This is a genomic window from Clostridium sp. CM037 (assembly GCF_055081095.1).
In genome coordinates, this window is the sequence record NZ_CM143650.1 from 2,603,990 (window position 1) to 2,629,936 (window position 25,947).

Sequence of the window (25,947 nt, forward strand, 5' to 3'; positions counted from 1 at the left end):
ACTAAACACCTCAATTCAATATAGTTTATTCAAGAATTTTTTGCAGATAGCCCTTTATCTTAGCTTCATTAATTTTTTCAATAAAACTATTACCGATGGATTCTATTAATATGAAATTCATAGATTCTCCAATATTTTTCTTATCATGACTAATAGTCTCAATTATATCTTCACTTTTTATTTCAGGCAACATCCAAGGCAAATTATACTTAATTAAAATCTCTTTTATAGCACTTGCTGTTCCAGTTTTAGTCACTCCTAGCTCTTCTCCTAGTTTTGTTATAGAATACATTCCCATTGCCACTGATTCTCCATGGGAGTACACTTCAAAATTAAAGAATTTCTCAATTGCGTGACCGATGGTATGACCATAGTTTAATAACATTCTACCTCCAGTATCCTTCTCATCATCTTCAACAATAGCGGCCTTAATACTAAGGCAAGTATAAATGATTTTATCTATCTCTTTTAAAAGGGCTTCTTTGTTTTCACAATTCATTAATGTATAAAATAGCTCACTATCTTTTATTGCTCCATATTTTATAACTTCACCCATTCCATCACTTAAAAACCTGTCATTAAGTGTTCCAAGCAGTAATGGATCAATAAAAACTGCTTTAGGGCTATAAAAGCTTCCAACAAGGTTCTTTCCACGAGGAAGGTCTACTGCAACCTTACCACCTACGCTACTATCTACCTGTGAAAGTAGTGTAGTTGGAATTTGTATGAGTGGAATCCCTCTTAAAAAAGTTGCGGCTGCAAAACCAGTCATATCTCCCACAACTCCACCACCTAAGGCAACTATAATATCTCCTCTGTTTATCTTAAAATCTAAAAGTTTGTCATACACCTCTAAAAGAGTTTCAAATGACTTGCTTTCTTCACCAGCTTTTACAACAATTTTAAAAGTTTCAAATCCCGACCCTTTTAATGAGCTAATGACCTGTTGCCCATAGAATTCATTAACATTAGAATCTGTTACTACAGCTATTTTTCTTCCTTTATATATCTTCTTAACTTCTGCTCCAATTTCCCCTAGTAATCCATTCTTAATGTATATTGGATAACTTCCGCTAGAAGCTTTAACTTCTATACTATACACCTTGGCCTATCTCCTTTCTCTTATTCGTTGCATCCTAAAATTATTCTATTTTGTGTTTTTGCAACTGCTCTTAAGGAATTTACAAGAGCCTCAAATTTCTCTGGTAATAATGATTGTTGTCCATCACTCAATGCATTAGTAGGATCGTTATGAACCTCAATTTCAAGGCCATCTGCTCCAACTGCTATAGCTGCTTTTGCAAGTGACTCTACTAACCACCATTTACCAGCGGCATGACTTGGATCCACTATAACTGGCAAGTGACTAAGCCTCTTAAGCACTGGAATTGCACTTAAATCTAAGGTGTTTCTTGTGAACGTTTCAAAGGTTCTAATTCCTCTTTCACATAAAACTACATTTTGATTTCCTTCAGACATTATGTACTCCGCAGACATAAGCAGTTCTTCAATTGTTGCACTCATACCTCTCTTTAAAAGTATTGTCTTATTACATCTCCCTACTTCCTTTAAAAGATCAAAATTTTGCATATTTCTAGCTCCAATTTGAAGCACATCAGCGTATTGCGATATTTTCTCAACTAATTCAACACTCATAACTTCAGTTACTATTGGAAGCCCCGTTATTTTTTTTGCTTCTAATAATATCTTTAGACCTTCTTCCTCCATTCCTTGGAAACTGTATGGAGAAGTTCTTGGCTTGTAAGCACCTCCTCTTAGAAAATTAGCTCCTGCTATTTTTACATCTTTTGCAATAGTTATCAATTGCTCCTCACTTTCAACAGCGCAAGGCCCTGCAATTATCGCTAGTTCTTTTCCACCTATTGTTCTGTTTTCTACCTTTATTAATGAATCATCAGGATGAAAAAGTCTATTAGCTCTTTTGTAAGGAGCTTGAACTCTCATAACATTATCAACACATTCCTCTGCTTCAATCTGGCCTGCATTTATTGAACTTGTGTCTCCAACAATCCCTAAAATGCAACAGTTTTCTCCCTGTGTAATAAAGATGGCACAACCTAACCCCTCAAGTTTTTTCTTAATATTCATAATCTGTTCTTGTTTTGCAGTTGATTTCATTACGATTACCATTTAAAATTCCTCCTAAAATATTATTTTGATCTTAGTCTTAATAAATCATTTAACTTATAAAAAATTATAAAAAAAGAAAGACCCCTTATAATGGGTCTTCCTTTTAAAAAAGGAGAACCCCTATAATGAGTCCTCCTTGCGTACAGACTTAGTTTACTTTCTATAAATCAGCATACGCTGGTATCATAGTTTTATTACTAAACTCATTATTTAAAAAAACCATATATTTTTTTTTGCACAAAAAGTAACTAACGCTAAAATAACGATAGCCCCAGCTAAAATAAAAATATACTTTTTTATTGATTTCCTTAATAATGATATTTTTCATAATAATAACACCTCACAAAAGTTTAAATTAATATCTGCAAATTCTTTAATGTTTAAATGATATAACATGTTAACATGTTTGTCAATGGTCTATTTCTCAAAAATTATAGGAACATAAGTTGATAACTAATTACCAACTTATGTTCCTATAAAAAAATCTCATCTTTACTATTCTTCAGATAAACCCCATAATTCTTGTTTTGACGTTGAAATAGCCATTGCTCCTGCGCTAATTGATTCCATTATATCCTTCTTATTTTGAATCAATCCCCCTGCTATAATTGGTACTCTCACTGCACTTCCTATATTTTTAATAATCTTACTTGCAACCCCAGGCATAACCTCTACAGCATCTGGGATTACAGATTGTATATTTCTTATTCCCGTTTCTAAAGCCAAAGAATCTACTGCAAATATTCTCTGTATAGCGCAGAATCCTAGCTTTCTCCCATTTTTTATATTTGTTGCCCTTGTAGTTATAATTCCATAAGGTTCTCCACATTGTTTTAGAAAAAGCAGCCCTGCATAATCTGCCTTTAATCCTTCTATTAAGTCCACATGAACAAATACTACTTTGCCCGCCTCTTTAAGGTCCTCACATGTTTTCTTTAGATTTATTATGCTCCCATATAAGACAAACACAATATGAACATTACTAAGAATCACTTTTTTTAAATCCTGCTCATTTCGTATGGCTGCAATAACTGGGTTCTCTATTAATAATTGTTCTAGGTTTTCCAATGATGTACCCTCCAAAAATTTATTTAGGTTTATAAGATATAATTAATTAAATACTATCACATTCTCATTTCTCATTCAAGCAAATTCACATCATTCTGTTGTTGTTTCGAAATTATGTGGTAAGTTGTAAAATGAAATGACCATAGAACAAAAAATAAAGACTCAAGAGAAAAAATCTTGTACAATGTTAAGTGACTAAACCAACACAAGTACAGGAGGATTTCAAATGAGTCAATCAAATTTTATCACAGAGAACAAAAAAGGTAAACACCTAACATATGAGGATCGTATAAAGATAGAGACATTATACAAAATGGGGCTAAATTCAAGCTGTATTGCGGAGCAAATAGGTGGACGTTCAGAGCGTACAATAAGGCGTGAAATTGCTAAAGGAATAGTAGAATTATTGAATAGTGATTTAACCACTCGAATGGAATATAGCGCAGAAATTGGGCAGTCAGAACATGACAGACAAGGCACAGCAAAAGGGCCTGCATTGAAAATAGGGAAAGATCACAAATTGGTGAAGTACTTAGAAAAAGCCATTGGTAAATATGGCGAATCTCCGTATGCAGCTATTCAAAATATAACAAATAAAGATCTACAATTCGAAACAACTATTTGCTTCAAAACTGTGTATAACTATTTGGATAATAATTTATTCTTAAACATAAGTAACAAAGATCTGCCTGTTAAAAAGAATGCCAAAAAGAGAAACTATAAAAAAATAAGGCCGGCGTATAACAATACCAAAGGGACAAGCATATCAGAAAGACCTACAGCGGTAGCTGCACGTGATGAGATAGGGCACTGGGAAATGGACACCGTAGTAGGAAAGCAGGGTACAAAGACTGTATTAATGGTGTTAAGCGAAAGAGTAACTCGCAAGGAGTTAATCTTTAAAATACCTTCTAAATCACAGGTCGCTGTTGTGAAGGAATTGGACAAATTGGAGCGTAAAATGGGAATGGCATTCTCAAAAACATTTAAAACAATCACCTGTGATAACGGCTGTGAGAACCTTGATTTCGAGGGTATTGAGACCTCAGTAAGGAATAAACAAAAGAGAACTAAAGTATATTATGCCCATCCATATAGTTCATGGGAACGAGGCACAAACGAGAATATCAATAAAATGATACGACGATTTATCCCAAAAGGTGTGGATATTTCAGCATTCTCTAAAAAACAAATTATGCAAATACAGCACTGGATCAACAATTATCCAAGAAGGATTTTTAACGGTCTATCTGCTAATATGATGGAACGGAAAACCATTACAACTTAACATTATATTTTTCTTGAAAATTTCGGACATTTTATATTGCAATCTACAGTTTCGAAATTATGTATGTTTTAATTGGGACTTGTACTTCTTTAATTATTATGTTAGTATGTACTTAAATAAGTAAAGGCGGAGAAAAGAGAGCCTTGATGTATGGGTATTTTATACCTATTAATCAAGGTTCTCTTTTTATTTGCATTTAGGAGGTAAAAGGATGTTTGACGTAACTATTATTGGTGCTGGCATCATTGGCTGCTCAGTATCAAGAGAGCTATCTAAATATAATTTAAAAACATGTGTTATTGAAAAATCTAGTGATGTTGCTTCTGGTACAACAAAAGCAAATAGTGCAATAGTGCATGCAGGGTATGATGCTAATCCAAGTACTATTAAGGGAAAATTAAACGCAAAAGGTAATGAAATGTATACAAAGCTTGCAAAGGAATTAGATTTCCCATTTAAGAGGAATGGATCATTGGTTCTGTGCTTTGACGAGAAACACATGAATGATCTTAAAGAATTACTAGAACAAGGCGAAAAAAATGGAGTACCTAATCTAGCTATTCTTGATGGAAATCAAGTTAGAGAAATGGAACCTAATGTAACATTGAGCTGTGTCGGTGCATTATATGCTCCAACAGGAGGAATTGTTTGCCCATATGAAATGACTATTGCTATGGCTGAAAACGCATACACCAATGGCGTGGAATTTGAATTTGGAACTGAGGTCCTTAATATAGAAAAAAAACAAAGTTGTTACGTTATAAAAACTAATAAAGGCGACATTGAAACAAAAGTAATAATAAATGCAGCCGGTTTATTTTCGGATGAAATTAATAATATGGTAAGCAATAACAAATTTAAAATACTTCCCAAGCTAGGAGAATATGTATTATTTGATAAAGCTTGCGGAGATTTAGTTACAAAAACTATTTTTCAACTTCCAACTAAACTTGGAAAAGGAGTTTTAGTTACTCCTACTGTTGATGGTAACCTTCTAATTGGACCTAATGCTGTAGATCAAGATAACAAAACTGATCTTAGTACAACTCGCGAAGGCATCGATGATATCGTTTTAAATGCTCAATTAAGTATCCAAATGCCACTTCCTATGAATATGGTTATAACTTCTTTTGCAGGGAATAGATCCAAATGCGAGGGAAATGATTTTATAATTGGGGAAGCAGAAGACGCTAAGAACTTTATTAATGTAGCAGCAATTGATTCTCCAGGTTTAACTAGTGCTCCAAGTATTGCTGCAATGGTAGCTGATATAGTAACAGAAAAATTAGCACCGCAGGAAAATGTAAAATTCAACCCTATACGAAAAGGTACAAGAAAATTTAGAGAAATGTCAAACGATGAACGAAAAAAAATAATCAAGGAAATACCTGAATATGGAACAATTGTTTGTAGGTGTGAAACTGTAACAGAAGGTGAAATTATAGACTCTATAAGAAGACCTCTTGGAGCAAAAACACTTGATGGAGTTAAAAGAAGGACAAGAGCTGGAATGGGGAGATGCCAATCGGGCTTTTGTGCAACAAAAGTTGTAGATATTCTTTCAAGAGAACTTAATATACCACGATGCGCCATTACAAAATCAGGCGAAAATTCTATACTGCTCACTGGCAAAAATAAACAATCTTTATAAATTGGAGGAATATATATGCAAGAATATGATTTAATCATAATTGGTGGAGGTCCAGCAGGCCTTGCAGCTGCAGTTTCTGCAAAGGATCAAGGGATAAACAGCATTTTAATTATAGAAAGAGATAATCAATTAGGTGGTATTCTCAATCAATGTATTCACAATGGTTTTGGTCTTCACACCTTTAAAGAAGAACTTACTGGTCCTGAGTATTCACAACGGTTTATTGACAAGGTTATTGCACTTAATATCGAGTATAAACTAAATACCATGGTTCTAGATGTAAATGATAGTAAACAAGTTACTGCTGTAAATACAGAAGATGGTATCTTGGAGCTTCAGGCAAAAGCAATTATACTTGCAATGGGATGCAGAGAAAGACCAAGAGGCGCTTTAAACATACCAGGTGCAAGATGCGCAGGTATTTATACAGCTGGAACAGCTCAAAAATATGTTAATGTTGAGGGTCTAATGCCAGGAAAAGAAGTAGTAATACTTGGTTCTGGAGATATCGGACTTATAATGGCAAGACGAATGACCCTCGAAGGTGCAAAGGTAAAGGCTTGTGTAGAACTAATGCCTCATTCAAGTGGGCTTAAGAGAAATATTGTACAATGCTTAGACGATTTTAATATTCCTTTAAAATTAAGCCACACTATAACAAATATACATGGGCATGATAGACTTTGCGGAGTTACTATAGCTCAAGTAGATGACCATAGGAAACCAATAAAGGGTACTGAGGAATACATTGCTTGTGATACATTACTCTTATCTGTTGGCCTTCTACCCGAAAATGAACTTTCTAGAAAAGCTAATGTTAAACTTTCCAGAGTTACTGGGGGTCCTGAGGTAGATGAAAGCATGCAGACGAGCATTTCTGGAATATTTACCTGTGGCAATGTGCTTCACGTTCATGATTTAGTAGATAATGTAACCACTGAAAGCTACACTGCTGGTAGAAATGCTTCTGATTATATAAAAGGAATTCACCATGCCGGAAAGAGTATTGAGATCTTCGCGACAGACGGAGTTAGGTATACAGTACCAAGTACTATCAATCCTGAAAACATCGATAACATAATAGATGTTAGATTTAGGGTTGGTGAGGTACATAAATCTGCTTATATATCTGTTTATTTCGATGATGTGCGCGAAATGCATTTAAAGAAAAAGATTCTTACACCAGGCGAAATGGAAAGCGTTAAATTAACTAAAGCAGTTTTTGATAAATATAGTAACTGTAAAAAGATTACCATAAAGGTAGAAAAGGAGTAGTTAACTATGAGTACAAGGGAATTAACATGCATAGGCTGTCCAATAGGTTGTGCTCTTGTGGTAGCGCTTGAGGGCAAAGAAGTTATTAGCGTTAAAGGAAATACCTGTAAGCTCGGAGAAACCTACGGCAAGAAAGAATGCACTAATCCAACAAGAGTCGTTACATCCTCTGTTTTAGTTTCAGGTGGGGAAAATGAGATACTTCCTGTTAAAACTGAGAGAGATATTCCAAAGGATATGATTTATGACTGCGTAAGATCATTAAAAAATGTTATAGTAAAAGCTCCTATTTCTATAGGTGATGTGGTTCTAGAAAACGTACTTGACACCGGAGTGAATATTATAGCAACTAAGAACGTTAAAGTGGTCTAATAGTATTACTTTAATAGTATATTAGTAATAGTATATAACCCCTTCTTCTATAAGAGGGGGTTTCATACTATAATAAAGAAAAAACTTCAGTGAGAGTATAAATTTCTTTCTGAAGTCGTTGATACTGCCGCTGCGCAGGTGATGATTTAACATTAACAACTAATCCAATAATAATTCACGATATTATATTAATTAATATCATGTTTCCATAAATCATTAAGTAAACGATTACTATTAAACCGAAAAAGGAGTGTACAAATTATGGCTAAGTATGTAATGGCACTAGACCAAGGAACAACAAGTTCAAGATGCATTTTATTTAACAAAGAAGGAATTATTGCAAGTGTAGCTCAAAAAGAGTTTACACAAATATTTCCGAGTCCAGGTTGGGTTGAGCATGATCCTATGGAAATTTGGGCTACTCAATTAGGTATGGCACAAGAAGCTATGGCTAAAATTGGTGCCACAGCAAAAGATATCTCCGCTATTGGTATTACTAATCAAAGAGAAACTACAGTGGTTTGGAATAAAAACACTGGAGTACCTGTATACAATGCAATTGTTTGGCAATGTAGAAGAACCGCTGGCATGTGTGATGAATTAAAGACTGTAGGCTTTAATAAAGTAGTACGCGATAAAACTGGACTTATACTTGATGCTTATTTTTCTGGAACAAAAGTTAAATGGATACTTGATAATGTCGCTGGTGCTAGAGACGAGGCTGAAAAAGGTAACTTAATATTTGGTACTATTGATACATGGTTAATTTGGAAATTAACAAATGAAAAGGTTCATGTAACAGATTATACAAATGCTTCAAGAACACTTCTATACAACATTCATGAATTGAAATGGGACGATGAAATACTTAGTACTTTAGATATACCTAAATCAATGCTTGCAGAAGTAAAACCATCAAGCTGTGTTTATGGATACACCGATAATTCAATATTTGGTTCTCCAATTGCAATAGCTGGCGCAGCCGGTGATCAGCAAGCTGCCCTGTTTGGACAAACTTGTTATCAAGCTGGAACGGCTAAAAATACTTATGGTACTGGTTGCTTCCTATTAATGAACACTGGTGAAAAAGCAGTTGATTCCCACAATGGTTTACTTACAACTATAGCTTACGGCATTAATGGCAAAGTTAACTACGCTCTTGAGGGCAGTGTATTTGTTGCAGGTGCAACTATTCAATGGCTAAGAGATGAATTAAGAATGATAAAGACCGCACCTGAATCAGAGGAGTATGCCTGTGCTGTTGAAGATACAGATGGTGTATATATGGTGCCAGCATTCGTTGGACTTGGTGCTCCATATTGGGATCCATATGCAAGAGGAACAATAGTTGGTTTAACTCGCGGAACTAAGAAAGAACACTTTATACGAGCAGCACTTGAATCCTTAGCTTATCAGACAAATGATGTATTAAAAGCTATGCAAGAAGATTCAGGTATTACACTTAAATCATTAAAGGTGGATGGTGGTGCATGTGCTAATAACTTCCTAATGCAGTTTCAGTCAGATATATTAGCTGTTCAAGTTGACAGACCAAAAGTAATTGAAACAACAGCGTTAGGTGCTGCCTATTTAGCAGGCCTGGCAGTTGGATATTGGAAAGATCAAGAGGAAATTGCGAAAAATTGGGCACTATCAAGATCCTTTGAACCAAAAATGGGAGAAGAAAAGAGATTAGAACTTTTAAAAGGATGGCATAAAGCTATTGGAAGATCAAGAAATTGGTCAAAATAAGGAAAATAAAGCTATAATATGATATGATATGAAATGTATTCAAATATAGATGCAATGCAATACATTTCATTAATAAAGATATTCGAAAATTAGGGGGAAAATAAAATGTCAACAAAACTATTAGCTGAATTTTTTGGTACTATGATACTTATTCTTTTAGGAGACGGTGTAGTTGCAGGCAGTGTATTAAACAAAAGTAAGTCTCAAAATAGCGGATGGATTGTAATTGCATCTGGTTGGGCAATGGCCGTTATGTTGCCAGCGTTCATTTTTGGTGCAATAAGCGGTGCTCACTTTAACCCAGCACTTACTATTGCTTTAGCTGTTGCCGGAAAATTCCCCTGGGCGCAGGTGCCTGGTTATGTTATAGCCCAAATGTTAGGAGCTATGGCTGGAGCTACACTAGTATGGCTTGCATACTTAGAACACTGGAAGGCAACAGATGACCAGGATGGTAAACTCGCAGTATTTTGTACAGGACCAGCAATTAGAAAGTATTCTTCAAATTTTTTAACCGAAGTAATCGGAACATTTGTATTGGTTTTTGTTATATTAGGTATAGGTGGTGTTACAGCAGCTGCAGGATTACCAACATTTGTTGTTGGAGGATTAATTTTGGGTTTAGGACTTTCCTTAGGTGGACCAACGGGATATGCAATAAATCCAGCAAGAGATTTAGGACCAAGAATTGCTCATGCAATATTACCAATAGCCGGTAAAGGAGATTCTGATTGGGCGTATTCATGGATTCCAGTACTTGCCCCAATAGTTGGAGCAGTACTTGCAGCATTAGTTTGGGTAGCTGTATTTTAGTAAATCAGGTAGTCGTTAACTTGGAACACATAAATTCTCAATAAACTAAATTAAAAGTTTACATGTAAGCCGTAAGTATTTTCATCTTATGACTTCCATGTAAACTTTTTTATTTGTAAAATATATTAACTTTGTAAGTATAAATTATTTTAGATTAGCTTATTTATCAAACTTTGTTAAATAAGCAGATAGCTCTTTTAATCCATTTATTAATATATCTGAATGCGAACAGTATCCTAACCTAGCATGACCCGGAACATCAAAACGATTGCCTGGGACTAAAAGAACTCCTTTTTCTTTTAAAATATCTATGCAGAATTCTTCAATATCAACAGGTATATCTAATTTTATAAATGATGTAGAAACATATTTCGGAAACACTAATGAAACACGAGGTTCTTTTTTAATCCATTCCTTAACAATTTCTAAATTCGTATGGATAATTTTTTTATTTCTATCTAGGACTAATTCTTTATTTTTTAACACATGAACAGCTAGATAATCATCAAAAACACCTGCGCAAATCATAGTGTAATCACGATACTTTCTAAATGAATCTGCTAATTCTTTATTGCTAGCAATCCAACCAACACGTATTCCTGGAACTGAATATGTTTTTGATAGACTGTTTGTAGAAATCCCTTTATCATATAAGTCTACTATTGATGAAACAGAAATGTCAGAATCTAAAGGTTTATATACTTCATCAACTAAAATGTAAGCACCCACAGCATCCGCAATCTTAACTATTTCTTTTAGAAAGTCATCATCAAAAATAGTTCCAGTAGGATTGTTTGCATTATTCAAACAAATTAATTTTGTATTTGGACGTATTAATTTTTTTAATTCATCTAACTTAGGTAGCCACTCATTATCTTCATAAATTTCCCAAAACTCCACTTCAGCACCAAAAGACTTTGGAATCTCATATAATTGTTGATAGCTAGGATGCATGGCAATCACATGGTCACTAGGTTCAATTAATGAATATAATGCTAATAAATTTGCGCCAGTTGCTCCATTAGTTTGTAGAATATTTTCAGCTGGAACATTTTTATATAATTTACTAACCTCTTTTTTAAACTCTGGGGACCCTTCTATCCATCCATAGTTCATTTTTGTTTTTAATAGTCCATGGAAAAATTCCTCTGGAGTTGTCCCATCTATAGATATTATTTCTTCTAATGAAAATGAAGCTATTGAGCTTCCTGCTATATCATAGATAGCATCATTTTCCCAAACATTTAACCATTCCTCAACGCCAAAATTTGCAATTTTCATATTAAAGACCTCTTTTCAACAATTTAAATAGTAATTTTACCTATTGTTAATAGATAAATAACATATATTGATCCAATAACAATTAAAGAAGTTAATATAAATTGGTTTTTTGTTAATAATTTCTTTTCACCATTTTCTTTTCTAGCAATTACAAAAAATGCGATTCCAGGAATATAAGCCAAAAGGCAAAGCAGAGTATAGTTTAGTCCTGAAACTAGAATTCCCCAAATTTCAAAAATCACTGTAATTAAACCTATGATTATTTGTTTTATTTCACCTTTTTTATGTCTGTCGATATAAGATATTTTAAATTGATACATTCCAACGAATAAATAACATATTAATATTGCAGCAGTACCCATGGAATAAGCAAACTGATATGCTTTATCTGTAAATAATAAAGTGAAAATAAATAATTGAGTTAAAGCCGCCGTGATAATTAAAGAAAAAGTAGGCGCACCAGCTTTATTTACTTCACCAAATTTTTTCGGCAGTAAGTTTGCACGTGCCATTAAAAGAGTGGTTTCAGCTGGTAACATCGTCCACGATAACCATGAACCTAAAATTGAGATTATTAAACCTATGTTTATGAATGTAGCTCCCCATGGCCCAACAATATCTTTTAAGATATAAGCCATTGTAGGAGTTGGTAAATTTACTAGTTGCTCTTTACTCATAAGACCATAAGGAATCATAGAAGCTAAAAAATAAATAATTAATAGGCCTAATAGTCCAAGAACAGTTGCCCTGCCTGCTTCAGATTTCTTATTAGCACGAGAAGATAACATAGAGGCCCCTTCTATACCGACAAAAACCCACATCATTACCATCATACAACTTTTAACTTGCACGAATATATCTGATATCTTAAAATTAGTAGATATGTTTCCCCAAAAATGATATGTAAATAAATCCACCTTAAAAGCTATAATACCTATTACTATGAATAAAAAGATTGGTATTAATTTAAATAAGGTAACTAGTGTATTTATAACAGCGGCTTCTTCAACTCCTCTATTAACTATGTAAGTAAGTAACCATATAAAAACACTTGCACCGATAATTGATGGTATATTATGACCATTTCCAAAGACAGGAAAGAAATAGGAAAGTATACTCATAAGCATTGTGGCAAAGGCTACATTGCCAAGCCAAGATGATAACCAGTATCCCCATCCACTAATAAAACCTCCAAATTTTCCAAACCCATCTTCTGCATAGCTGAATATGCCATTTAATTCAGGCTTTTTTAATAATAAATTGTTAAAAGATAACGATAACATTAAAACACCAAAACCAACAATTATCCATGCAATAATTGCAGGTCCTGCTGCTGCACCAGATACTAAATCACTAGATATACTAAATATACCAGCACCTATTGAGGACGTAATAACTAATGCTGTTAGTGAAAACAACCCTAGTTTTTTTGATCTATCAGACATTTTATAATCTCCTTTTGATTAATGTATTAGCCATATTTTAAATTGGTGAGAGCAATAATATTGCCCTCACCAATTAATTTTATAATTATTTTAGGCTAGTTTCCAAGTGTAGCAACCATAATTGCTTTGATTGTATGCATTCTGTTTTCTGCTTCATCAAATACTATAGAATGTGTACTTTCAAATACTTCATCTGTAACTTCTAAACCTTCAAGACCATATTTTTCAAATATATCTTTACCTACAAGTGTCTTTAAATCATGAAAAGCTGGTAGGCAGTGCATGAATTTAACGTTTTTGTTACCTGTCTTATTAAGCATTTCCATATTAACTTGGTATGGCCTTAATAATTCTATTCTTGATGCCCATACTTCGTCTGCTTCGCCCATAGAAACCCATACGTCTGTGTAGATTACATCTGCATTTTTAACTCCTGCATCCACGCTATCTGTAATAGTAATTTTTGCTCCTGTTTCTTTAGCAATTTCATTGCATTTTGAAACTAATGCTGTTTCTGGGAATAAGCTCTTTGGTGATACTATTCTAAAGTCCATACCCATTTTAGCAGCACCAATCATCAATGCATTTGCCATGTTGTTTCTTCCATCTCCAGCATATACAAACACAATGTCGCTTAATGGCTTGTCAAAGTGTTCTTTTATAGTTAAAAAATCTGCAAGAATTTGTGTTGGGTGGTCTTCAGTTGTTAATCCGTTCCATACTGGAACTCCTGCATATTTTGCTAGTTCTTCAACTATTTCTTGGCCATATCCTCTATATTCTATTCCATCATACATTCTTCCAAGAACTCTAGCTGTATCTGCTACAGATTCTTTTTTGCCAATTTGAGTTCCTGTAGGTCCAAGGTAAGTTACATGAGCCCCTTGGTCTAGTGCTCCTACTTCAAAAGCACATCTTGTTCTTGTAGAACTCTTTTCAAATATTAGCGCAATATTTTTACCTTTTAATTTCTGTTGTTCTGTACCTGCATACTTAGCTCTTTTTAAATCTCTAGCTAAATCTAAAAAGTAGTTTATTTCATTTGGAGTAAAGTCCATCAAAGTTAAAAAGTTTCTGTTTCTTAAGTTAAACATAATAAATTCCTCCTAATATTGTTGTTTTTATAAGTTATCTCTATTTAGTGGCATACTCATACATCTTGGGCCGCCTCTTCCTCTTGAAAGTTCGGCACTTGGCATTGTGAGCACTGTTACACCATGTTTTGATAAAATTTCATTTGTAACATAATTTCGTTCATAAGTTATAACTTTTCCTGGTGCAATAGCTAGAGTGTTTGATCCATCATTCCATTGCTCTCTTGCCGCTACAATAGCGTCACCACCACCACATCTTATTAAATCAACTGAAGGCACATTTAATGCAGATTTTAATACATTTTGCAATATATCTTTTTCTTGCTTAATATTTAATTCTCCATTGACACCTTTTGTAATTTCAAAGACATTAAGTGGTCCTTCTATCTCTGGATGTATTGTAAATTTATCATAATCAACCATAGTAAATACAGTATCAAGATGCATAAATGCTCTGCTAGATGGAATTTCTAGTACTAATACTTTTTCAAAAGTAGTATGTATTTCAAACAAATTTCTTGCTACAACTTCTATAGCTTCAGGTGAAGTTCTTTGACTGCATCCTATTGCAAGGGTTGTGGCAGATAATATAAGTTCGTCCCCACCTTCGATATTATTTGGGAGGCTTCTATCATACCAAAGTGGCACTTCATTTTGTTTGAAAGAGCTATGATATTCATGAATAAATTCTAGGAACAAAGTCTCACGTCTTCTAGCTTCAGTTTGCATAGTATTTATAGTAATACCATTTCCAATTGAAGCACCTGGATCGCGAGTAAAGTAAAGATTAGGCATAGGATCTAAGTAGAATGGATACTGGGTTCCTATTAATCCTCTTAGAGAATGAATCTCCTTAACAGCTATTTCGTTTTTTCTAACACCAGCCATAAGTATATCAATCATTTCTCTTGTAGGCTTTGACATTAAATAATCATAAAGAGATTTATATATTTCTTTATTACTAATGTGGCTTTCATGTAAAAACTGTTGTAAAAATATTTTTTTTGTTTGATCCTCATTCAAAGCCTCTGTAACAAGTTCTTCTAAATAAAGAACTTCAACATCGTTTTCTTTTAATATTTTTGCAAATATGTCATGTTCTTTTCGCGCTACTTCTAAATAAGGAATATCATCGAAAAGTAATCTTTCAAGAAGATTTGGCACTAAATTTTCTATTTCTCTACCGGGTCTATGTAGCATTACTTTATTAAGTTTTCCTATTTCAGAAGTTACATTTATAAATGATTCCATTTAACTTGGCCTCCTATTCATTTTTATTTATACTATCATTATAAAGTGTACGATTTTATAAGGGAACCCCATTATTTCACTGTAATTGCATATATATCTTGATTATTAGCTTTGCTCCTGAATTATCACTATATGGTTATGAAAATCTCTATTTTGCGCAATAATACTACATACATCTCCTCTTGATAAGTTAAAACGTCAGATTGTTTGTATATATATTCGCAATTATCTAATTTGCTATGCATAATAATAAAACTAAAGTATAAATATTCATTCAACTTATTTTTGGTTATTTATACTTATAAATGTGTTTAATGATTTTTGTTAATAATTTGTTCATAATTCTGTTAAGATTTTACCATCTTTGTATATGGAAGTCAACCGCCAATTTTTTTTATAAATTAAAAGCTTAGGATTGTTTTCACAATCCTAAGCTTTATTATCATTTATATGTGTACTTATAATTCATTATCTCATTGTAAACAAACGAGGTTCCTGTAAGTAATCTTGAACAATCCTAAGAGATTCACCAAACCTTTGATAGTGAACAATTTCTCTTTCTCGTAGAAACTTCAATGGATCTAATACATCAGGGTCATCTGCCATGTTAATTAGATATTCATAAGTGGCCCTTGCTTTTTGCTCTGCTGCTAAGTTTTCTGTTAGATCAACAATTGGATCCCCTTTTGATTGAAGATAAGAAGCATTAAAGGGTACTCCTGAAGCACTTACAGGGTATACTCCTCTACCATGATCTACATAATAGCCACTCATGCCTCCTTTTTCAATTTCTTCAAGACTGGCACCTTTCATTAGCTGCCTAACCATAGCACCTACCATTTCTAAATGGGCCAATTCTTCCGTACCAATATCAGTACATGTTGTTATAGCTTGAGGCGTAATCATAGAAAAGCGCTGACTCAGATATCTTAATGAGGCACCTAATTCACCATCCGGTCCGCCATATTGAGTAATAATAATTTTCGCCATTGCAGGATTTGGATTTTTAATTTTCACTGGATACTGTAAAAACTTATCGTATGTCCACATAAATTACATATCCCCCCTTTCAAGTTTGAAATTAGCATCAGTTTCCCAAGGCCATGGATTATTTATCCACTGCCATGGATAAGGGCTCAGCGAGTTGTCAGACAACATTCCGTAATTCATCTCATAGCTTTCTCTTAATCCTCTTGATTCCATCACATAAAAATTATATTTTGCAAGAGCCTCTTGATCCATTGGATGGGTATTAAGAAACAAACCTAGGTCATCTTTCATAAATTCTGAAGCAACAATTAGTTTTAAAAGTTCCATTTTAGTCTTCATAAGTTCTCCCCTTTTTACTTGATGCAAATGGACTATTTTTTTTGTTTTCCCCCTCAAACGGACTATAAAGTTCTGGGAAAGCAGTTCCTCTTTTAAGTGCTTCTAAAGCCGCAAAAATCGTGCAAAGTTTTTGGTACGGAACGTAAGCTGCGGCTAATCTAACATTTTCTATTATAGTTTCTTGTGGAATACAATTACTCATTGTTGGGCAGTTTGTTTTTTTTCTCATTTCATTCTGTTCCAATTTAATCCTCCATATAATATTGTTGAGTACATAATATTATATTCACGAATTTAAAAATGTGATAATTTTCTTTTAATAAATTATTGACTTTTATTGAAATTGTGTATACTATTTATAATGAATGTAAAAACTTCTAACCACCTTAAAATTGGTTAGAAGTTTTTTTAAGGTATACTAATATTAAGGAAGGCAAATAAATGCATTTGCCATGGAGGTAAAAATGGGTAAGAATCAAAGTGTTAAAGGTAATTTTATTTACAACAACATAGAGAAAATAGGTAAGAATTTTATGTATAAAAATCTTGAGAGAAGCAATTGTTATAATAGTGATTTTTCAAACTCCAATTTTAATTTTGTAAATTTTAGAGGTGCGCATTTTAAATCATGTGTGTTTTTTGAGTGTACCTTTAAGTGGGCCGAATTTATTGGAACAAATCTAAAAGGCAGTGATTTCAAAAATACTATATTTGAAAATACTATATTTGATTCTGTGAATCTAGACGGTGTTGATTTTAAAGATGCGGAATTTAAAAATACTATATTTTTGTCAACTGATGTTACAAAAGCTAAGAATCTTAGCATTAAAAACTCAGACATCAAAATCTTTGATGAAATGCCACAATTTGAAATTAGTGAGGACCTTAGAATAGCTATTCTAGATGCAATGAAAAATAAATATGTAAAGGCTGCAAGGGTTCTAGATACAAAAGATGGTGGCATTAACATGATAAATTTAACAATATTATTAGAGAACTTTGATGAGGATACCTTAATTAAAGGATTAAATATCATTAAATCCAATTTAAATTGTGATTTTCACACATTAAGTTATATAATTAAGTTTTTAAAAAACAATATGTAATGTAATTTATAAAAAAATTTACAATGACATCAACGGACGTAAGGAGTACATAAGATGAATGGGCGATCACATCAAAAAATAGCGATATTATCATATGCTATAGTAGCAACAATACCTTTAATTAATTCAATGCCAATATTCAACAATAAATATATACATGTTCCAATGGGAATAAGCATTATTGGCCTTGGAACTGCCTCTCTGGCGGGATTACTTGTTGATGCAGATAGTCATAATAGTAAGATAAACCAAATGAACCCACTTACAGGCACAAGTACTAAAGTAATAAATAGTATGGAAAAATCATTAAAGTTATTATTAAAATTATTATTAAGTATTGGACTTGGGACACTGATTTTGTGGTATTCAAAAACTATTGTACAAGAGTTAACAATGATAAAATATATAGGTAAATATGCTGAGATATTCACATATTTTATATCTTTCCTTTTTATAGTTTTAGGAATCACCAATGATAGGTATTATAAAAGGATTCCTATCATTGGTTTAGTTTATAAGAAATTATCAGCCACAATAAGTAAAGGAACAAATAATTTCAAAAGGTCGACCATGCTTGTAACTTATATTGGTTCGAGTGCAATTTTAGCAATGTATAACGTTACTAATTTAAACGATGCATTTATTTATCTTATTTGTATTTTATTAATTTGTATAGCAATATTCCCCCACAGAACATTTTTGCACTCAATAGAAGGCGTTACTATTTTTACTATTTCAGCTTCATATGTATTTAATAAATTAGGCTATGAATATTTAACGGGATGTTTTTTCGTTGGATATATAAGTCATATTTATTGGGCTGATATATTTACTAAAGAAGGAGTACCAATACTTTCAATACCCAGGTTTATTGCGCAGTTATTGAAAAAATTAGGTATTCATAATAAATTTGTTAATATATTAGAAAAAATAGGTAAGTTTAAACTTAAGTTCCCACCGCATATTACCACAGGCTCTGATACTGGAAATTTATTTGAAGTAATATATATTGTATTATTATTTGTAGTAGTCGTGATAGGTTTCAATGTTTATGGTGGAGAATTCAGAGTAATATAAGTAAAATATATCCCCTTTTTAAGCACTAGCATGGATTTTGGGATACAATTAAATATATACAGATGGAAAAGTGAGAGGAGAGATTCTATGAAGTTTATTGCTGATTTACATACCCATACTATAGTTAGTGGCCATGCATATAGTACTTTAATGGAGAATGCGAAATATGCTAGTGAGAAAGGTCTTGAGATATTAGGAGTTACAGATCACGGTCCTAATATGCCAGGGGCTCCCGACCCTTGGTATTTTGAAAATTTTAAAGTGCTGCCAAGAGAATTATACGGTGTTAAAATGCTTTACGGATGTGAAGCTAATATAATTGATTATGAAGGTAATCTTGATATACCAGTAAATCTACAAAATGTTCTTGACATAATGATAGCAAGCATGCATGAACCTCTAATGGAAGGTGAAAAGAGTGCAGACTTAAATACAGCTACTATTTTAAAAGCTATGGATAATCCTTATGTGAATATTTTAGGACATATGGGAAATCCTAAATTCCCTATACATGCGGAAGAAATCGTAAAAAAAGCAAAAGAAAAAAATATACTAATCGAAATAAATAATAGCTCTTTTGTAACTTCAAGAAAAGGCAGTGACAAAAACTGTCTTAAAATTCTAAAACTTTGCAAAGAATTTGGAGTAAGGATTATTGTAAACAGTGATGCTCATTTCTGCTATTCTATAGGAAATTTTAGTGTTGTAGAAAAACTACTTAGAGATATAAATATGCCTGAAGAACTTATTATTAATACTAATAAAGAAATGTTATTATCATTTCTTAAAGAAAAAGGTAAAAATATATAATACAGTAGCTAAAATCATTAAACAGACATAAATAAGACTGTTCAAAAAGTTCTTACCATTTACAGAGATTGGAAGCTTCTAGAAGCTTCCAATCTCTGTTGTTTTTAATCCTCTTTCTTAACTATTAGCATATAATCATTTTTTATAACTCAAAGTTTAACGACATTTCAGAAGGAAAGTCTCCTACTTCTATAAGTTGGGTATAAATCTCCTTCTGAAGTCGTCAATTCATCTTCTTCGATGCTGTGCAGCCCCGCAGGAGTTGATTTAATATATACATATTATTTTATAACCTCATCCTTGCTTTGTTTCTCATCTTCCAAGTCTTCAAAGGCCCTCTCCATTGCAATTCCTACGTCACCTACAGATTCATCATGTGCTTTATCCAATGTTTGCTTAATTTCATCTCTTTTAGTATTTGTATCTTCTTCAATATCCTCTTCAATATCTTTTGCATTACTAATAATAATATTTTTTATTTCGCCACAACAACTTCGAACGAACAAACCTGCAATAGCTCCTCCAATTGCGACACCTATCACTGCTAAACTGTTAATAGGGCAAACCCTTTGTTTTCTTTTTTTAAATTTATTTTTATTTGATAATCTGTCTAAAGAATTCATACAACAACCCTCCTAAATATAATAAATATTTTAAAATATTTATTATATTATTTCCCCATTATTATAAAAAAATTCAGTTAATGAATAAGAATAAATATGTAAATATATACACACACTAAAGAAAATGAGGTGCTATAATGAATAAAAAACTAAGTCTTATAATGTTTAGTGGAGAATATGACAAAGCTTTAGCTGGATTAATACTGGCAAATTCAGCTAAAGAATTAGGAATGGAAGTATCTATGTTTTTCGCCTTTTGGGGCCTGCTTTTATTGAGAGATCCAAATATAAATACAAGTGAAGGTAAGTCTTCGCTAGAGAAACTTATGGGTGCAATGACTCCAAAAGGTCCAGATGAATTACCCCTTTCCACCATGAATTTTAGTGGTTTCGGAAAAAAAATGCTTGAAGCTATGATGAAGGAAGACGGAACACCTACCCTTTCTAAATTTCTAGAAGGTGCTGTAAAAAAAGGTGTTAAGTTTTATGGATGTAAGCTTTCAATGGAAGTTATGGGCCTTAAAAAGGAAGAACTCATTCCAGAACTTGAGGTAATTGAGGCTAAGGACTATCTAAAGGATGCTCTCGAATCAGATATACAATTATTCATATAAGGGTAAGTGCATAAATAAACTGGCACCTATAGGGTAAGCACATAAAAAAGTGTTTACTCTATAGATGCCAGCTTACTTAGGATTTACTTCCTTATTGCTAGAATAAAGCTCCACTAAAGCCATTCTCATGACTGCCCCTGTTTATTTAGAACTTTGGGCTTTGGGCCAATCTAAGAATATTGAAAGTAATCCGCAAACTATCATTAAATAAGAATATATTGAAAAAGGAATAATTTGAATAGGTGATATCTTCCCAATTGTTGCTGCTAATAGCATTTGCCCTGCATAAGGACTTACGCCTTGAAACCCAGCCGAAAATATATCTAGAATACTTGCTGCTCTTATTGGACTAACCCCATATTTCTCTGACAAATCCTTTGCGAGTGGTCCTGCCGTAATAATAGATATTGTATTATTTGTTGTAGTTATATCTAGCAAGCTTACTAGTGCAGCTATTCCTATTTCTGCTCCTTTTTTTGTTTTAACTTTAGATGCTAAATTTTCTAGTAGATACTCAATCCCCCCATAATAATGCATAAGGCCAACCAATCCGCCTACTATAATAGATATCAGTGCTAAATCTTCCATCCAGCCCATCCCTCTTTGCAATATTGCAAACATCTCAACTATATTAAAACTACCCATTGCAAGTCCTATTATTGATCCAGTAGCTATACCTATTCCTAAAACAACCATAACATTTAGGCCGATTGCCGCACTAGCAATAATTGATATATATGGAATTATTCTAACTAACGAGTATTCAAGTGCTTGCAACTGAACATTTCCACCAGATAGAAAAGTCAATATTATTACAGTAATAACAAAAGCGGGTAAAATAATTAAACCGTTTGATTTAAATTTATCTCTCATTTTTACTCCTTGCGTTCTTGTAGCTGCAATTGTTGTATCTGAAATAAAAGATAGATTATCCCCAAACATTGCACCACCGACTACAGTTCCTAATACCAAAGGTAATCCCATACCCGTTTGCGATGCTATACCAACTCCTATTGGCGCTAAAGCTGTTATAGTTCCCATTGAAGTGCCCATAGAAAATGATAAAATAGAACAAACTATAAATAAACCTGGTAACATCATATTGGCTGGTAAAACACTTAATCCCATATTTACTATGGAAGTAACAGCACCCATTGCATCTGCAATTGAATAAAAAGCGCCTGCCAATATGAATATAACTACCATTAACATAATAGTAGGTTCTCCAGCCGCTTTCGCAAATATATCAATCTTGTCGGACAACGATGTTTTCTCTCCTTTTTTATCCAATAATAAAGCAAAAGCAGTAGCAAAAACAAATGCTAGCAATAATGGCATACTAGAGAAGTTTCCCGTTAAAATACCAACCCCCATAAACAATATTAAGAAAAATACCAAAGGTAATAACCCTATAAAATTAGTTCTTTTTTCCATTTAATTTTCCTCCTAAGTATAATAATAATTATTCTTTCATGTTAAATCATCGCCTTAGTCTGTTCTAAAGCTTTTGTTTAGATATAACCATTTATTTTGTATATCTTTTTACTATTCTATCATTTAATTTCGTTTATTTCGATGTATTTTGATATATTTAAGTGTTTTTTTATGTTTTGTTTAAATAAACACAGCCTTTAATAACTTTTACTATATTAAATATTCATATATTGTTATTATATAGGTATCTCTATCATATACTTGTCAAAAATGAACAAAAATCATATAGAGTAATATTTAAGTTTAAGTTTAAGTTTAAGTTTAAAATATTATAATAAAGGAATAGGTGGAAAATATGAAATTACAATCATTTAAATTTAGGGTAATAATCTTTGCTATTCTTTCTGCTATAGGGATAGGAATAATGGTTAATTCTACAATGAAAAATAGCAGTGTGATTGTATCGAGCAATAAAAACGAAGAAATAAAAAAGCAACAATTAAAAGAAAAAGAAAAAGAAAAAGAAAAAGAAATAAAAAAACAGCAACAGATAAATCAAAAACAAGAAAACTTAGAAAAGATATGGAAGAAAGGGTATGATGAATTTTTCGATAAGAAATATAAGCAAGCTATTGAAACGGAAAGACAAGTCATAAAAGATGATCCTACTTTTTATAAAGCATATGCTGTAGAAGGAATTGCCTTAGCTTACAGTGGAAATTTTGAAAAAGGTATGCAACAAATCGATCAATCATTAAAACTTAACCCTAATTATGGATATGCAAGATTTAATAAAGCACTAGCCAATGAATTATACGAACACTATGATGAAGCTATCACATGGTATAAAAAAGATTTAGAAGTAGAAAAGTTTGAATGGAGCTATTATGGTATAGCTAGTATCTATGGAAGAAAAGGTGATGTTAATAATACCGTCAAATACTTAAAACTAGCTATTGATATTAATCCAAGTGTAAAAAATAATGCAAAGAATGAGGAAGATTTTGATAATGTACGTAATCATATGGAATTTAAGGAATTAATAGAATAACTTTTCTTTGCCATAATACTAATAATAACCACCGGCTAAGATGCAAACAGCATCTTAATCGGTGGTTATTATTAGTATTTTACAGTCGACTTTGTAATATCTAAAACATTGAGAACTTCAAAATAAATGCTGCGAATACTATTGATACCATTGAAAGTAATTTAATCAATATGTTTATGGATGGACCTGAGGTATCCTTAAATGGATCTCCTACAGTGTCACCAACAACGGCAGCTTTATGACAATCCGATCCTTTTCCACCTAGGTTTCCGGCTTCAATATGCTTTTTAGCATTATCCCAAGCTCCACCTGAATTTGCCATCATAATAGCAAGTACAAAACCTGTTACAGTTGCTCCTGCTAATAATCCTACTACGCCATTTACACCTAAAAGTAAACCAACTACTATTGGAATAGTAATAGCGAGTAATGCTGGCATAATCATTTCCTTTTGAGCTGATTTTGTACAGATATCAACACACCTTGCATAGTCAGCTTCTGCTTTACCTTCCATAAGACCCACTATCTCTTTAAATTGTCTTCTAACTTCTACTACTATAAGTTGTGCTGCCGTTCCTACTGCATCCATGGTGAGTGCTGCAAATATGAAAGGCACCATTCCACCTATAAATAACCCTATAAGAACCTGTGGATTTAATACTGACAAATTAAAAACAAAATCCAAATTTTCTTTTTTTATAATTATTTCCACTTGATCTCTATATGCTGCGATAAGCGCAAGAGCAGTTAAAGCTGCAGAACCTATAGCAAAACCTTTTCCTGTAGCTGCCGTAGTATTTCCTAAAGAATCAAGAGCATCTGTTCTTTCTCGTACTATAGGCTCTTGATGAGTCATTTCTGCAATACCACCAGCGTTATCTGCCACAGGACCATAAGCATCCGTAGCAAGTGTTATACCTAGTGTACTAAGCATACCTATTGCAGCTATTCCTACACCATATAACCCCATATTGTAATCTGCTGATCCTCCAGCAAAATAAAAACTAGTTGCTATAGCCACAGCTACTATTACAACAGGAAGAAAAGTAGACATCATTCCAAGTGAAAGACCACCTATTATAACTGTTGCTGCACCAGTTTTTGTTGTTTGTGCTAGCTTTTGGGTAGGCTTGTATGTGTCTGAAGTAAAGTACTCTGTACAAAACCCAATTAAGTTACCTGCTATAAGACCACTTAATATTGCAAAGTAAACTCCAATGTGATCCCATCCAAGTACATTCCAGACTAGGAAGAAGGTAGCTATTGCAATTATTGCAGAACTAACGTAAACACCTCGTCTAAGAGCTGATAAAAGACTTTTTTGCTCAGCTTTCTCCCCTGATTTAACAAAGAAGGTTCCAATAATAGATGCAACTATACCTATAGCTGCTATAATCATAGGAATTGTAACACCTGAAACTCCAAGTCCAGCTGCTACGGCAAGAGCAGCAGTAGCTACTATTGACCCAACATAGGATTCATATAAATCTGCACCCATACCAGCTACATCTCCAACATTATCTCCAACGTTATCCGCTATAACTGCAGGGTTTCTTGGATCATCCTCAGGAATCCCTGCTTCAAGCTTACCAACAAGATCTGCACCTACATCTGCAGCTTTAGTAAATATACCTCCACCAACACGTGCAAATAATGCCATGGCACTAGCTCCCATTCCACATGTAATCATTGCACTTGTTATATTTTGAATTCTTATACCCGCTTCTAAATCTCTATAGAAAAAATCCAATAAATAATAAAATATACTAACATGAAGAAGTCCAAGACCTACAACGGTAAGTCCCATTACTGCACCGCTTGAAAAGGCAACATTTAAAGCACTATTAAGACTTTTCCCAGCTGCATGTGTAGTTCTAACATTTGCACGGGTGGCAATTTTCATCCCTATAAAGCCTGAGAGCCCTGAGAAGAACCCTCCACTTATAAATGCAAAAGGTGCAAACAAGGTAATAAACCCAAATGCTGCAAGTATTCCCAATATTGCAAACATAGCCGCAAAGAAAATAATCACTCCTGTATACTGTCTTTTTAAATATGCATCTGCACCATTTCTAATAGCAGCTGCAATTTTTTTCATCTGCTCGGTTCCTTCATCTTCTTTTAGTACTTTAGCTGCAAGATATCCAGCAAAAGCAAGGGCTAATATGGAACAAGCTGGGGCTAAAATCAATAAATTCATAATAATTCCCTCCTAAGTATTTTAGTAATAGCATCTTTATTAATATTACAATATTGTATTATTATACCATGCTATAAACTCAGTTGAAAGCTTTAAGATATCATCAAGTTTTTTTCTACTACTTTCCGCCAAAATTAAATGTTCTTGCAGTTTACTTCTCATATATTGCTTTTTGAAAATCATTCGTACACCTAATTTATCAGTATATATAAAAACCCTCAAACCCTAATTTAACAAGTTTTTGAGGGTTTCAAACCTTGAG

At 33.0% G+C, this 25,947-nt stretch carries 25 protein-coding genes; 11 read left to right on the forward strand and 14 right to left on the reverse strand.

Features of this window, described 5'->3' with window-relative positions; translation table 11 throughout:
- Positions 1–25 precede the first annotated feature (25 nt).
- The 3 genes from aroB to ACWJKP_RS12710 all read right to left on the reverse strand — a co-directional run bounded on the left by aroB (position 26) and on the right by ACWJKP_RS12710 (position 3,219).
- Complete coding sequence (gene aroB / locus ACWJKP_RS12700; protein WP_165414342.1) at positions 26–1,102, reverse strand: 3-dehydroquinate synthase; 1,077 nt, start codon at positions 1,100–1,102, stop codon at positions 26–28.
- 20 nt (positions 1,103–1,122) lie between these two features.
- Positions 1,123–2,151 (reverse strand): 3-deoxy-7-phosphoheptulonate synthase, encoded by a 1,029-nt coding sequence (gene aroF, locus ACWJKP_RS12705; protein ID WP_165414343.1) that lies wholly within the window; start codon positions 2,149–2,151, stop codon positions 1,123–1,125.
- Positions 2,152–2,646: 495 nt separating this feature from the next.
- Positions 2,647–3,219 (reverse strand): glycerol-3-phosphate responsive antiterminator, encoded by a 573-nt coding sequence (locus tag ACWJKP_RS12710; protein ID WP_165414344.1) that lies wholly within the window; start codon positions 3,217–3,219, stop codon positions 2,647–2,649.
- A gap of 226 nt (positions 3,220–3,445) precedes the next feature.
- On the opposite strand from ACWJKP_RS12710, the gene ACWJKP_RS12715 reads away from it, so the two are divergent.
- The 6 genes from ACWJKP_RS12715 (at position 3,446) to ACWJKP_RS12740 (ending at position 10,370) form a co-directional block, all read left to right on the forward strand.
- A complete protein-coding gene (locus ACWJKP_RS12715; RefSeq protein WP_224578705.1) occupies positions 3,446–4,507 on the forward strand; it encodes an IS30 family transposase in 1,062 nt (353 codons plus the stop codon).
- Positions 4,508–4,718: 211 nt separating this feature from the next.
- Entirely contained in the window at positions 4,719–6,158 is a 1,440-nt protein-coding gene (locus ACWJKP_RS12720; RefSeq protein WP_462961197.1) for an FAD-dependent oxidoreductase, read from the forward strand.
- A 15-nt stretch (positions 6,159–6,173) separates the two neighbouring features.
- The gene (locus ACWJKP_RS12725) at positions 6,174–7,433 is read left to right on the forward strand and encodes an NAD(P)/FAD-dependent oxidoreductase (RefSeq protein WP_224578903.1); all 1,260 of its coding nucleotides are present in this window, start codon (positions 6,174–6,176) and stop codon (positions 7,431–7,433) included.
- 6 nt (positions 7,434–7,439) lie between these two features.
- Positions 7,440–7,805 (forward strand): DUF1667 domain-containing protein, encoded by a 366-nt coding sequence (locus ACWJKP_RS12730; protein ID WP_165414916.1) that lies wholly within the window; start codon positions 7,440–7,442, stop codon positions 7,803–7,805.
- A 261-nt stretch (positions 7,806–8,066) separates the two neighbouring features.
- Positions 8,067–9,557, forward strand: a complete 1,491-nt coding sequence (gene glpK, locus ACWJKP_RS12735; protein WP_462961198.1) for a glycerol kinase GlpK — start codon at positions 8,067–8,069, stop codon at positions 9,555–9,557.
- Positions 9,558–9,662: 105 nt separating this feature from the next.
- Positions 9,663–10,370, forward strand: a complete 708-nt coding sequence (locus tag ACWJKP_RS12740) for an MIP/aquaporin family protein (RefSeq protein ID WP_165414918.1) — start codon at positions 9,663–9,665, stop codon at positions 10,368–10,370.
- Positions 10,371–10,529: 159 nt separating this feature from the next.
- Here ACWJKP_RS12740 and ACWJKP_RS12745 read toward each other — a convergent pair whose 3' ends face one another.
- The 7 genes from ACWJKP_RS12745 to ACWJKP_RS12775 form a co-directional block, all read right to left on the reverse strand.
- Positions 10,530–11,651: an aminotransferase gene (locus ACWJKP_RS12745; RefSeq protein ID WP_165414919.1), complete on the reverse strand. Its 1,122-nt coding sequence runs from the start codon at positions 11,649–11,651 to the stop codon at positions 10,530–10,532.
- Between the two features lie 23 nt (positions 11,652–11,674).
- Positions 11,675–13,096: an arginine-ornithine antiporter gene (gene arcD, locus ACWJKP_RS12750; protein ID WP_165414920.1), complete on the reverse strand. Its 1,422-nt coding sequence runs from the start codon at positions 13,094–13,096 to the stop codon at positions 11,675–11,677.
- Between the two features lie 95 nt (positions 13,097–13,191).
- Positions 13,192–14,190 (reverse strand): ornithine carbamoyltransferase, encoded by a 999-nt coding sequence (argF, locus tag ACWJKP_RS12755; RefSeq protein ID WP_258280591.1) that lies wholly within the window; start codon positions 14,188–14,190, stop codon positions 13,192–13,194.
- A gap of 27 nt (positions 14,191–14,217) precedes the next feature.
- Positions 14,218–15,441, reverse strand: coding sequence for an arginine deiminase (gene arcA, locus ACWJKP_RS12760; RefSeq protein WP_165414512.1), 1,224 nt, complete (start codon positions 15,439–15,441; stop codon positions 14,218–14,220).
- A 468-nt stretch (positions 15,442–15,909) separates the two neighbouring features.
- The gene (locus ACWJKP_RS12765) at positions 15,910–16,491 is read right to left on the reverse strand and encodes a manganese catalase family protein (RefSeq protein ID WP_165414511.1); all 582 of its coding nucleotides are present in this window, start codon (positions 16,489–16,491) and stop codon (positions 15,910–15,912) included.
- A 3-nt stretch (positions 16,492–16,494) separates the two neighbouring features.
- Entirely contained in the window at positions 16,495–16,770 is a 276-nt protein-coding gene (locus ACWJKP_RS12770) for a spore coat protein CotJB (RefSeq protein ID WP_165414510.1), read from the reverse strand.
- Complete coding sequence (locus tag ACWJKP_RS12775) at positions 16,760–17,014, reverse strand: spore coat associated protein CotJA (RefSeq protein WP_224578901.1); 255 nt, start codon at positions 17,012–17,014, stop codon at positions 16,760–16,762. The genes ACWJKP_RS12770 and ACWJKP_RS12775 overlap by 11 nt, the downstream gene beginning before the upstream one ends.
- 220 nt (positions 17,015–17,234) lie before the next feature.
- Between ACWJKP_RS12775 and ACWJKP_RS12780 the strand changes: the two genes are divergently transcribed.
- From ACWJKP_RS12780 to ACWJKP_RS12790, 3 genes are all read left to right on the forward strand, one after another.
- A complete protein-coding gene (locus ACWJKP_RS12780; RefSeq protein ID WP_165414509.1) occupies positions 17,235–17,876 on the forward strand; it encodes a pentapeptide repeat-containing protein in 642 nt (213 codons plus the stop codon).
- A 54-nt stretch (positions 17,877–17,930) separates the two neighbouring features.
- Positions 17,931–18,953, forward strand: a complete 1,023-nt coding sequence (locus ACWJKP_RS12785) for a metal-dependent hydrolase (RefSeq protein WP_165414508.1) — start codon at positions 17,931–17,933, stop codon at positions 18,951–18,953.
- 87 nt (positions 18,954–19,040) lie between these two features.
- Entirely contained in the window at positions 19,041–19,763 is a 723-nt protein-coding gene (locus ACWJKP_RS12790; RefSeq protein WP_165414507.1) for a phosphatase, read from the forward strand.
- Positions 19,764–20,044: 281 nt separating this feature from the next.
- Here ACWJKP_RS12790 and ACWJKP_RS12795 read toward each other — a convergent pair whose 3' ends face one another.
- Positions 20,045–20,386, reverse strand: coding sequence for a hypothetical protein (locus ACWJKP_RS12795; protein ID WP_165414506.1), 342 nt, complete (start codon positions 20,384–20,386; stop codon positions 20,045–20,047).
- 137 nt (positions 20,387–20,523) lie between these two features.
- Between ACWJKP_RS12795 and ACWJKP_RS12800 the strand changes: the two genes are divergently transcribed.
- Positions 20,524–21,000, forward strand: a complete 477-nt coding sequence (locus ACWJKP_RS12800; RefSeq protein WP_165414505.1) for a DsrE/DsrF/DrsH-like family protein — start codon at positions 20,524–20,526, stop codon at positions 20,998–21,000.
- Positions 21,001–21,141: 141 nt separating this feature from the next.
- Here the strand turns inward: ACWJKP_RS12800 and ACWJKP_RS12805 are convergent, their stop codons facing one another.
- A complete protein-coding gene (locus ACWJKP_RS12805) occupies positions 21,142–22,434 on the reverse strand; it encodes a Na+/H+ antiporter NhaC family protein (RefSeq protein ID WP_165414504.1) in 1,293 nt (430 codons plus the stop codon).
- Positions 22,435–22,789: 355 nt separating this feature from the next.
- On the opposite strand from ACWJKP_RS12805, the gene ACWJKP_RS12810 reads away from it, so the two are divergent.
- On the forward strand, positions 22,790–23,485 hold the full coding sequence (locus ACWJKP_RS12810; protein ID WP_165414503.1) for a tetratricopeptide repeat protein: 696 nt from the start codon (positions 22,790–22,792) through the stop codon (positions 23,483–23,485).
- 100 nt (positions 23,486–23,585) lie between these two features.
- Here ACWJKP_RS12810 and ACWJKP_RS12815 read toward each other — a convergent pair whose 3' ends face one another.
- Positions 23,586–25,685, reverse strand: coding sequence for a sodium-translocating pyrophosphatase (locus ACWJKP_RS12815; RefSeq protein ID WP_165414502.1), 2,100 nt, complete (start codon positions 25,683–25,685; stop codon positions 23,586–23,588).
- Positions 25,686–25,730: 45 nt separating this feature from the next.
- A complete protein-coding gene (locus ACWJKP_RS12820; RefSeq protein WP_165414501.1) occupies positions 25,731–25,868 on the reverse strand; it encodes a hypothetical protein in 138 nt (45 codons plus the stop codon).
- Positions 25,869–25,947 lie beyond the last annotated feature (79 nt).

Bases quoted from the DNA above. Each gene is read 5' to 3' on its own strand.
- aroF (WP_165414343.1), bottom strand. From the start codon at position 2,151: ATGGTAATCGTAATGAAATCAACTGCAAAACAAGAACAGATTATGAAT.
- ACWJKP_RS12715 (WP_224578705.1), top strand. From the start codon at position 3,446: ATGAGTCAATCAAATTTTATCACAGAGAACAAAAAAGGTAAACACCTA.
- ACWJKP_RS12720 (WP_462961197.1), top strand. From the start codon at position 4,719: ATGTTTGACGTAACTATTATTGGTGCTGGCATCATTGGCTGCTCAGTA.
- ACWJKP_RS12725 (WP_224578903.1), top strand. From the start codon at position 6,174: ATGCAAGAATATGATTTAATCATAATTGGTGGAGGTCCAGCAGGCCTT.
- ACWJKP_RS12730 (WP_165414916.1), top strand. From the start codon at position 7,440: ATGAGTACAAGGGAATTAACATGCATAGGCTGTCCAATAGGTTGTGCT.
- glpK (WP_462961198.1), top strand. From the start codon at position 8,067: ATGGCTAAGTATGTAATGGCACTAGACCAAGGAACAACAAGTTCAAGA.
- ACWJKP_RS12740 (WP_165414918.1), top strand. From the start codon at position 9,663: ATGTCAACAAAACTATTAGCTGAATTTTTTGGTACTATGATACTTATT.
- ACWJKP_RS12745 (WP_165414919.1), bottom strand. From the start codon at position 11,651: ATGAAAATTGCAAATTTTGGCGTTGAGGAATGGTTAAATGTTTGGGAA.
- arcD (WP_165414920.1), bottom strand. From the start codon at position 13,096: ATGTCTGATAGATCAAAAAAACTAGGGTTGTTTTCACTAACAGCATTA.
- argF (WP_258280591.1), bottom strand. From the start codon at position 14,190: ATGTTTAACTTAAGAAACAGAAACTTTTTAACTTTGATGGACTTTACT.
- arcA (WP_165414512.1), bottom strand. From the start codon at position 15,441: ATGGAATCATTTATAAATGTAACTTCTGAAATAGGAAAACTTAATAAA.
- ACWJKP_RS12765 (WP_165414511.1), bottom strand. From the start codon at position 16,491: ATGTGGACATACGATAAGTTTTTACAGTATCCAGTGAAAATTAAAAAT.
- ACWJKP_RS12770 (WP_165414510.1), bottom strand. From the start codon at position 16,770: ATGAAGACTAAAATGGAACTTTTAAAACTAATTGTTGCTTCAGAATTT.
- ACWJKP_RS12780 (WP_165414509.1), top strand. From the start codon at position 17,235: ATGGGTAAGAATCAAAGTGTTAAAGGTAATTTTATTTACAACAACATA.
- ACWJKP_RS12785 (WP_165414508.1), top strand. From the start codon at position 17,931: ATGAATGGGCGATCACATCAAAAAATAGCGATATTATCATATGCTATA.
- ACWJKP_RS12790 (WP_165414507.1), top strand. From the start codon at position 19,041: ATGAAGTTTATTGCTGATTTACATACCCATACTATAGTTAGTGGCCAT.
- ACWJKP_RS12795 (WP_165414506.1), bottom strand. From the start codon at position 20,386: ATGAATTCTTTAGACAGATTATCAAATAAAAATAAATTTAAAAAAAGA.
- ACWJKP_RS12800 (WP_165414505.1), top strand. From the start codon at position 20,524: ATGAATAAAAAACTAAGTCTTATAATGTTTAGTGGAGAATATGACAAA.
- ACWJKP_RS12805 (WP_165414504.1), bottom strand. From the start codon at position 22,434: ATGGAAAAAAGAACTAATTTTATAGGGTTATTACCTTTGGTATTTTTC.
- ACWJKP_RS12810 (WP_165414503.1), top strand. From the start codon at position 22,790: ATGAAATTACAATCATTTAAATTTAGGGTAATAATCTTTGCTATTCTT.
- ACWJKP_RS12815 (WP_165414502.1), bottom strand. From the start codon at position 25,685: ATGAATTTATTGATTTTAGCCCCAGCTTGTTCCATATTAGCCCTTGCT.
- ACWJKP_RS12820 (WP_165414501.1), bottom strand. From the start codon at position 25,868: ATGATTTTCAAAAAGCAATATATGAGAAGTAAACTGCAAGAACATTTA.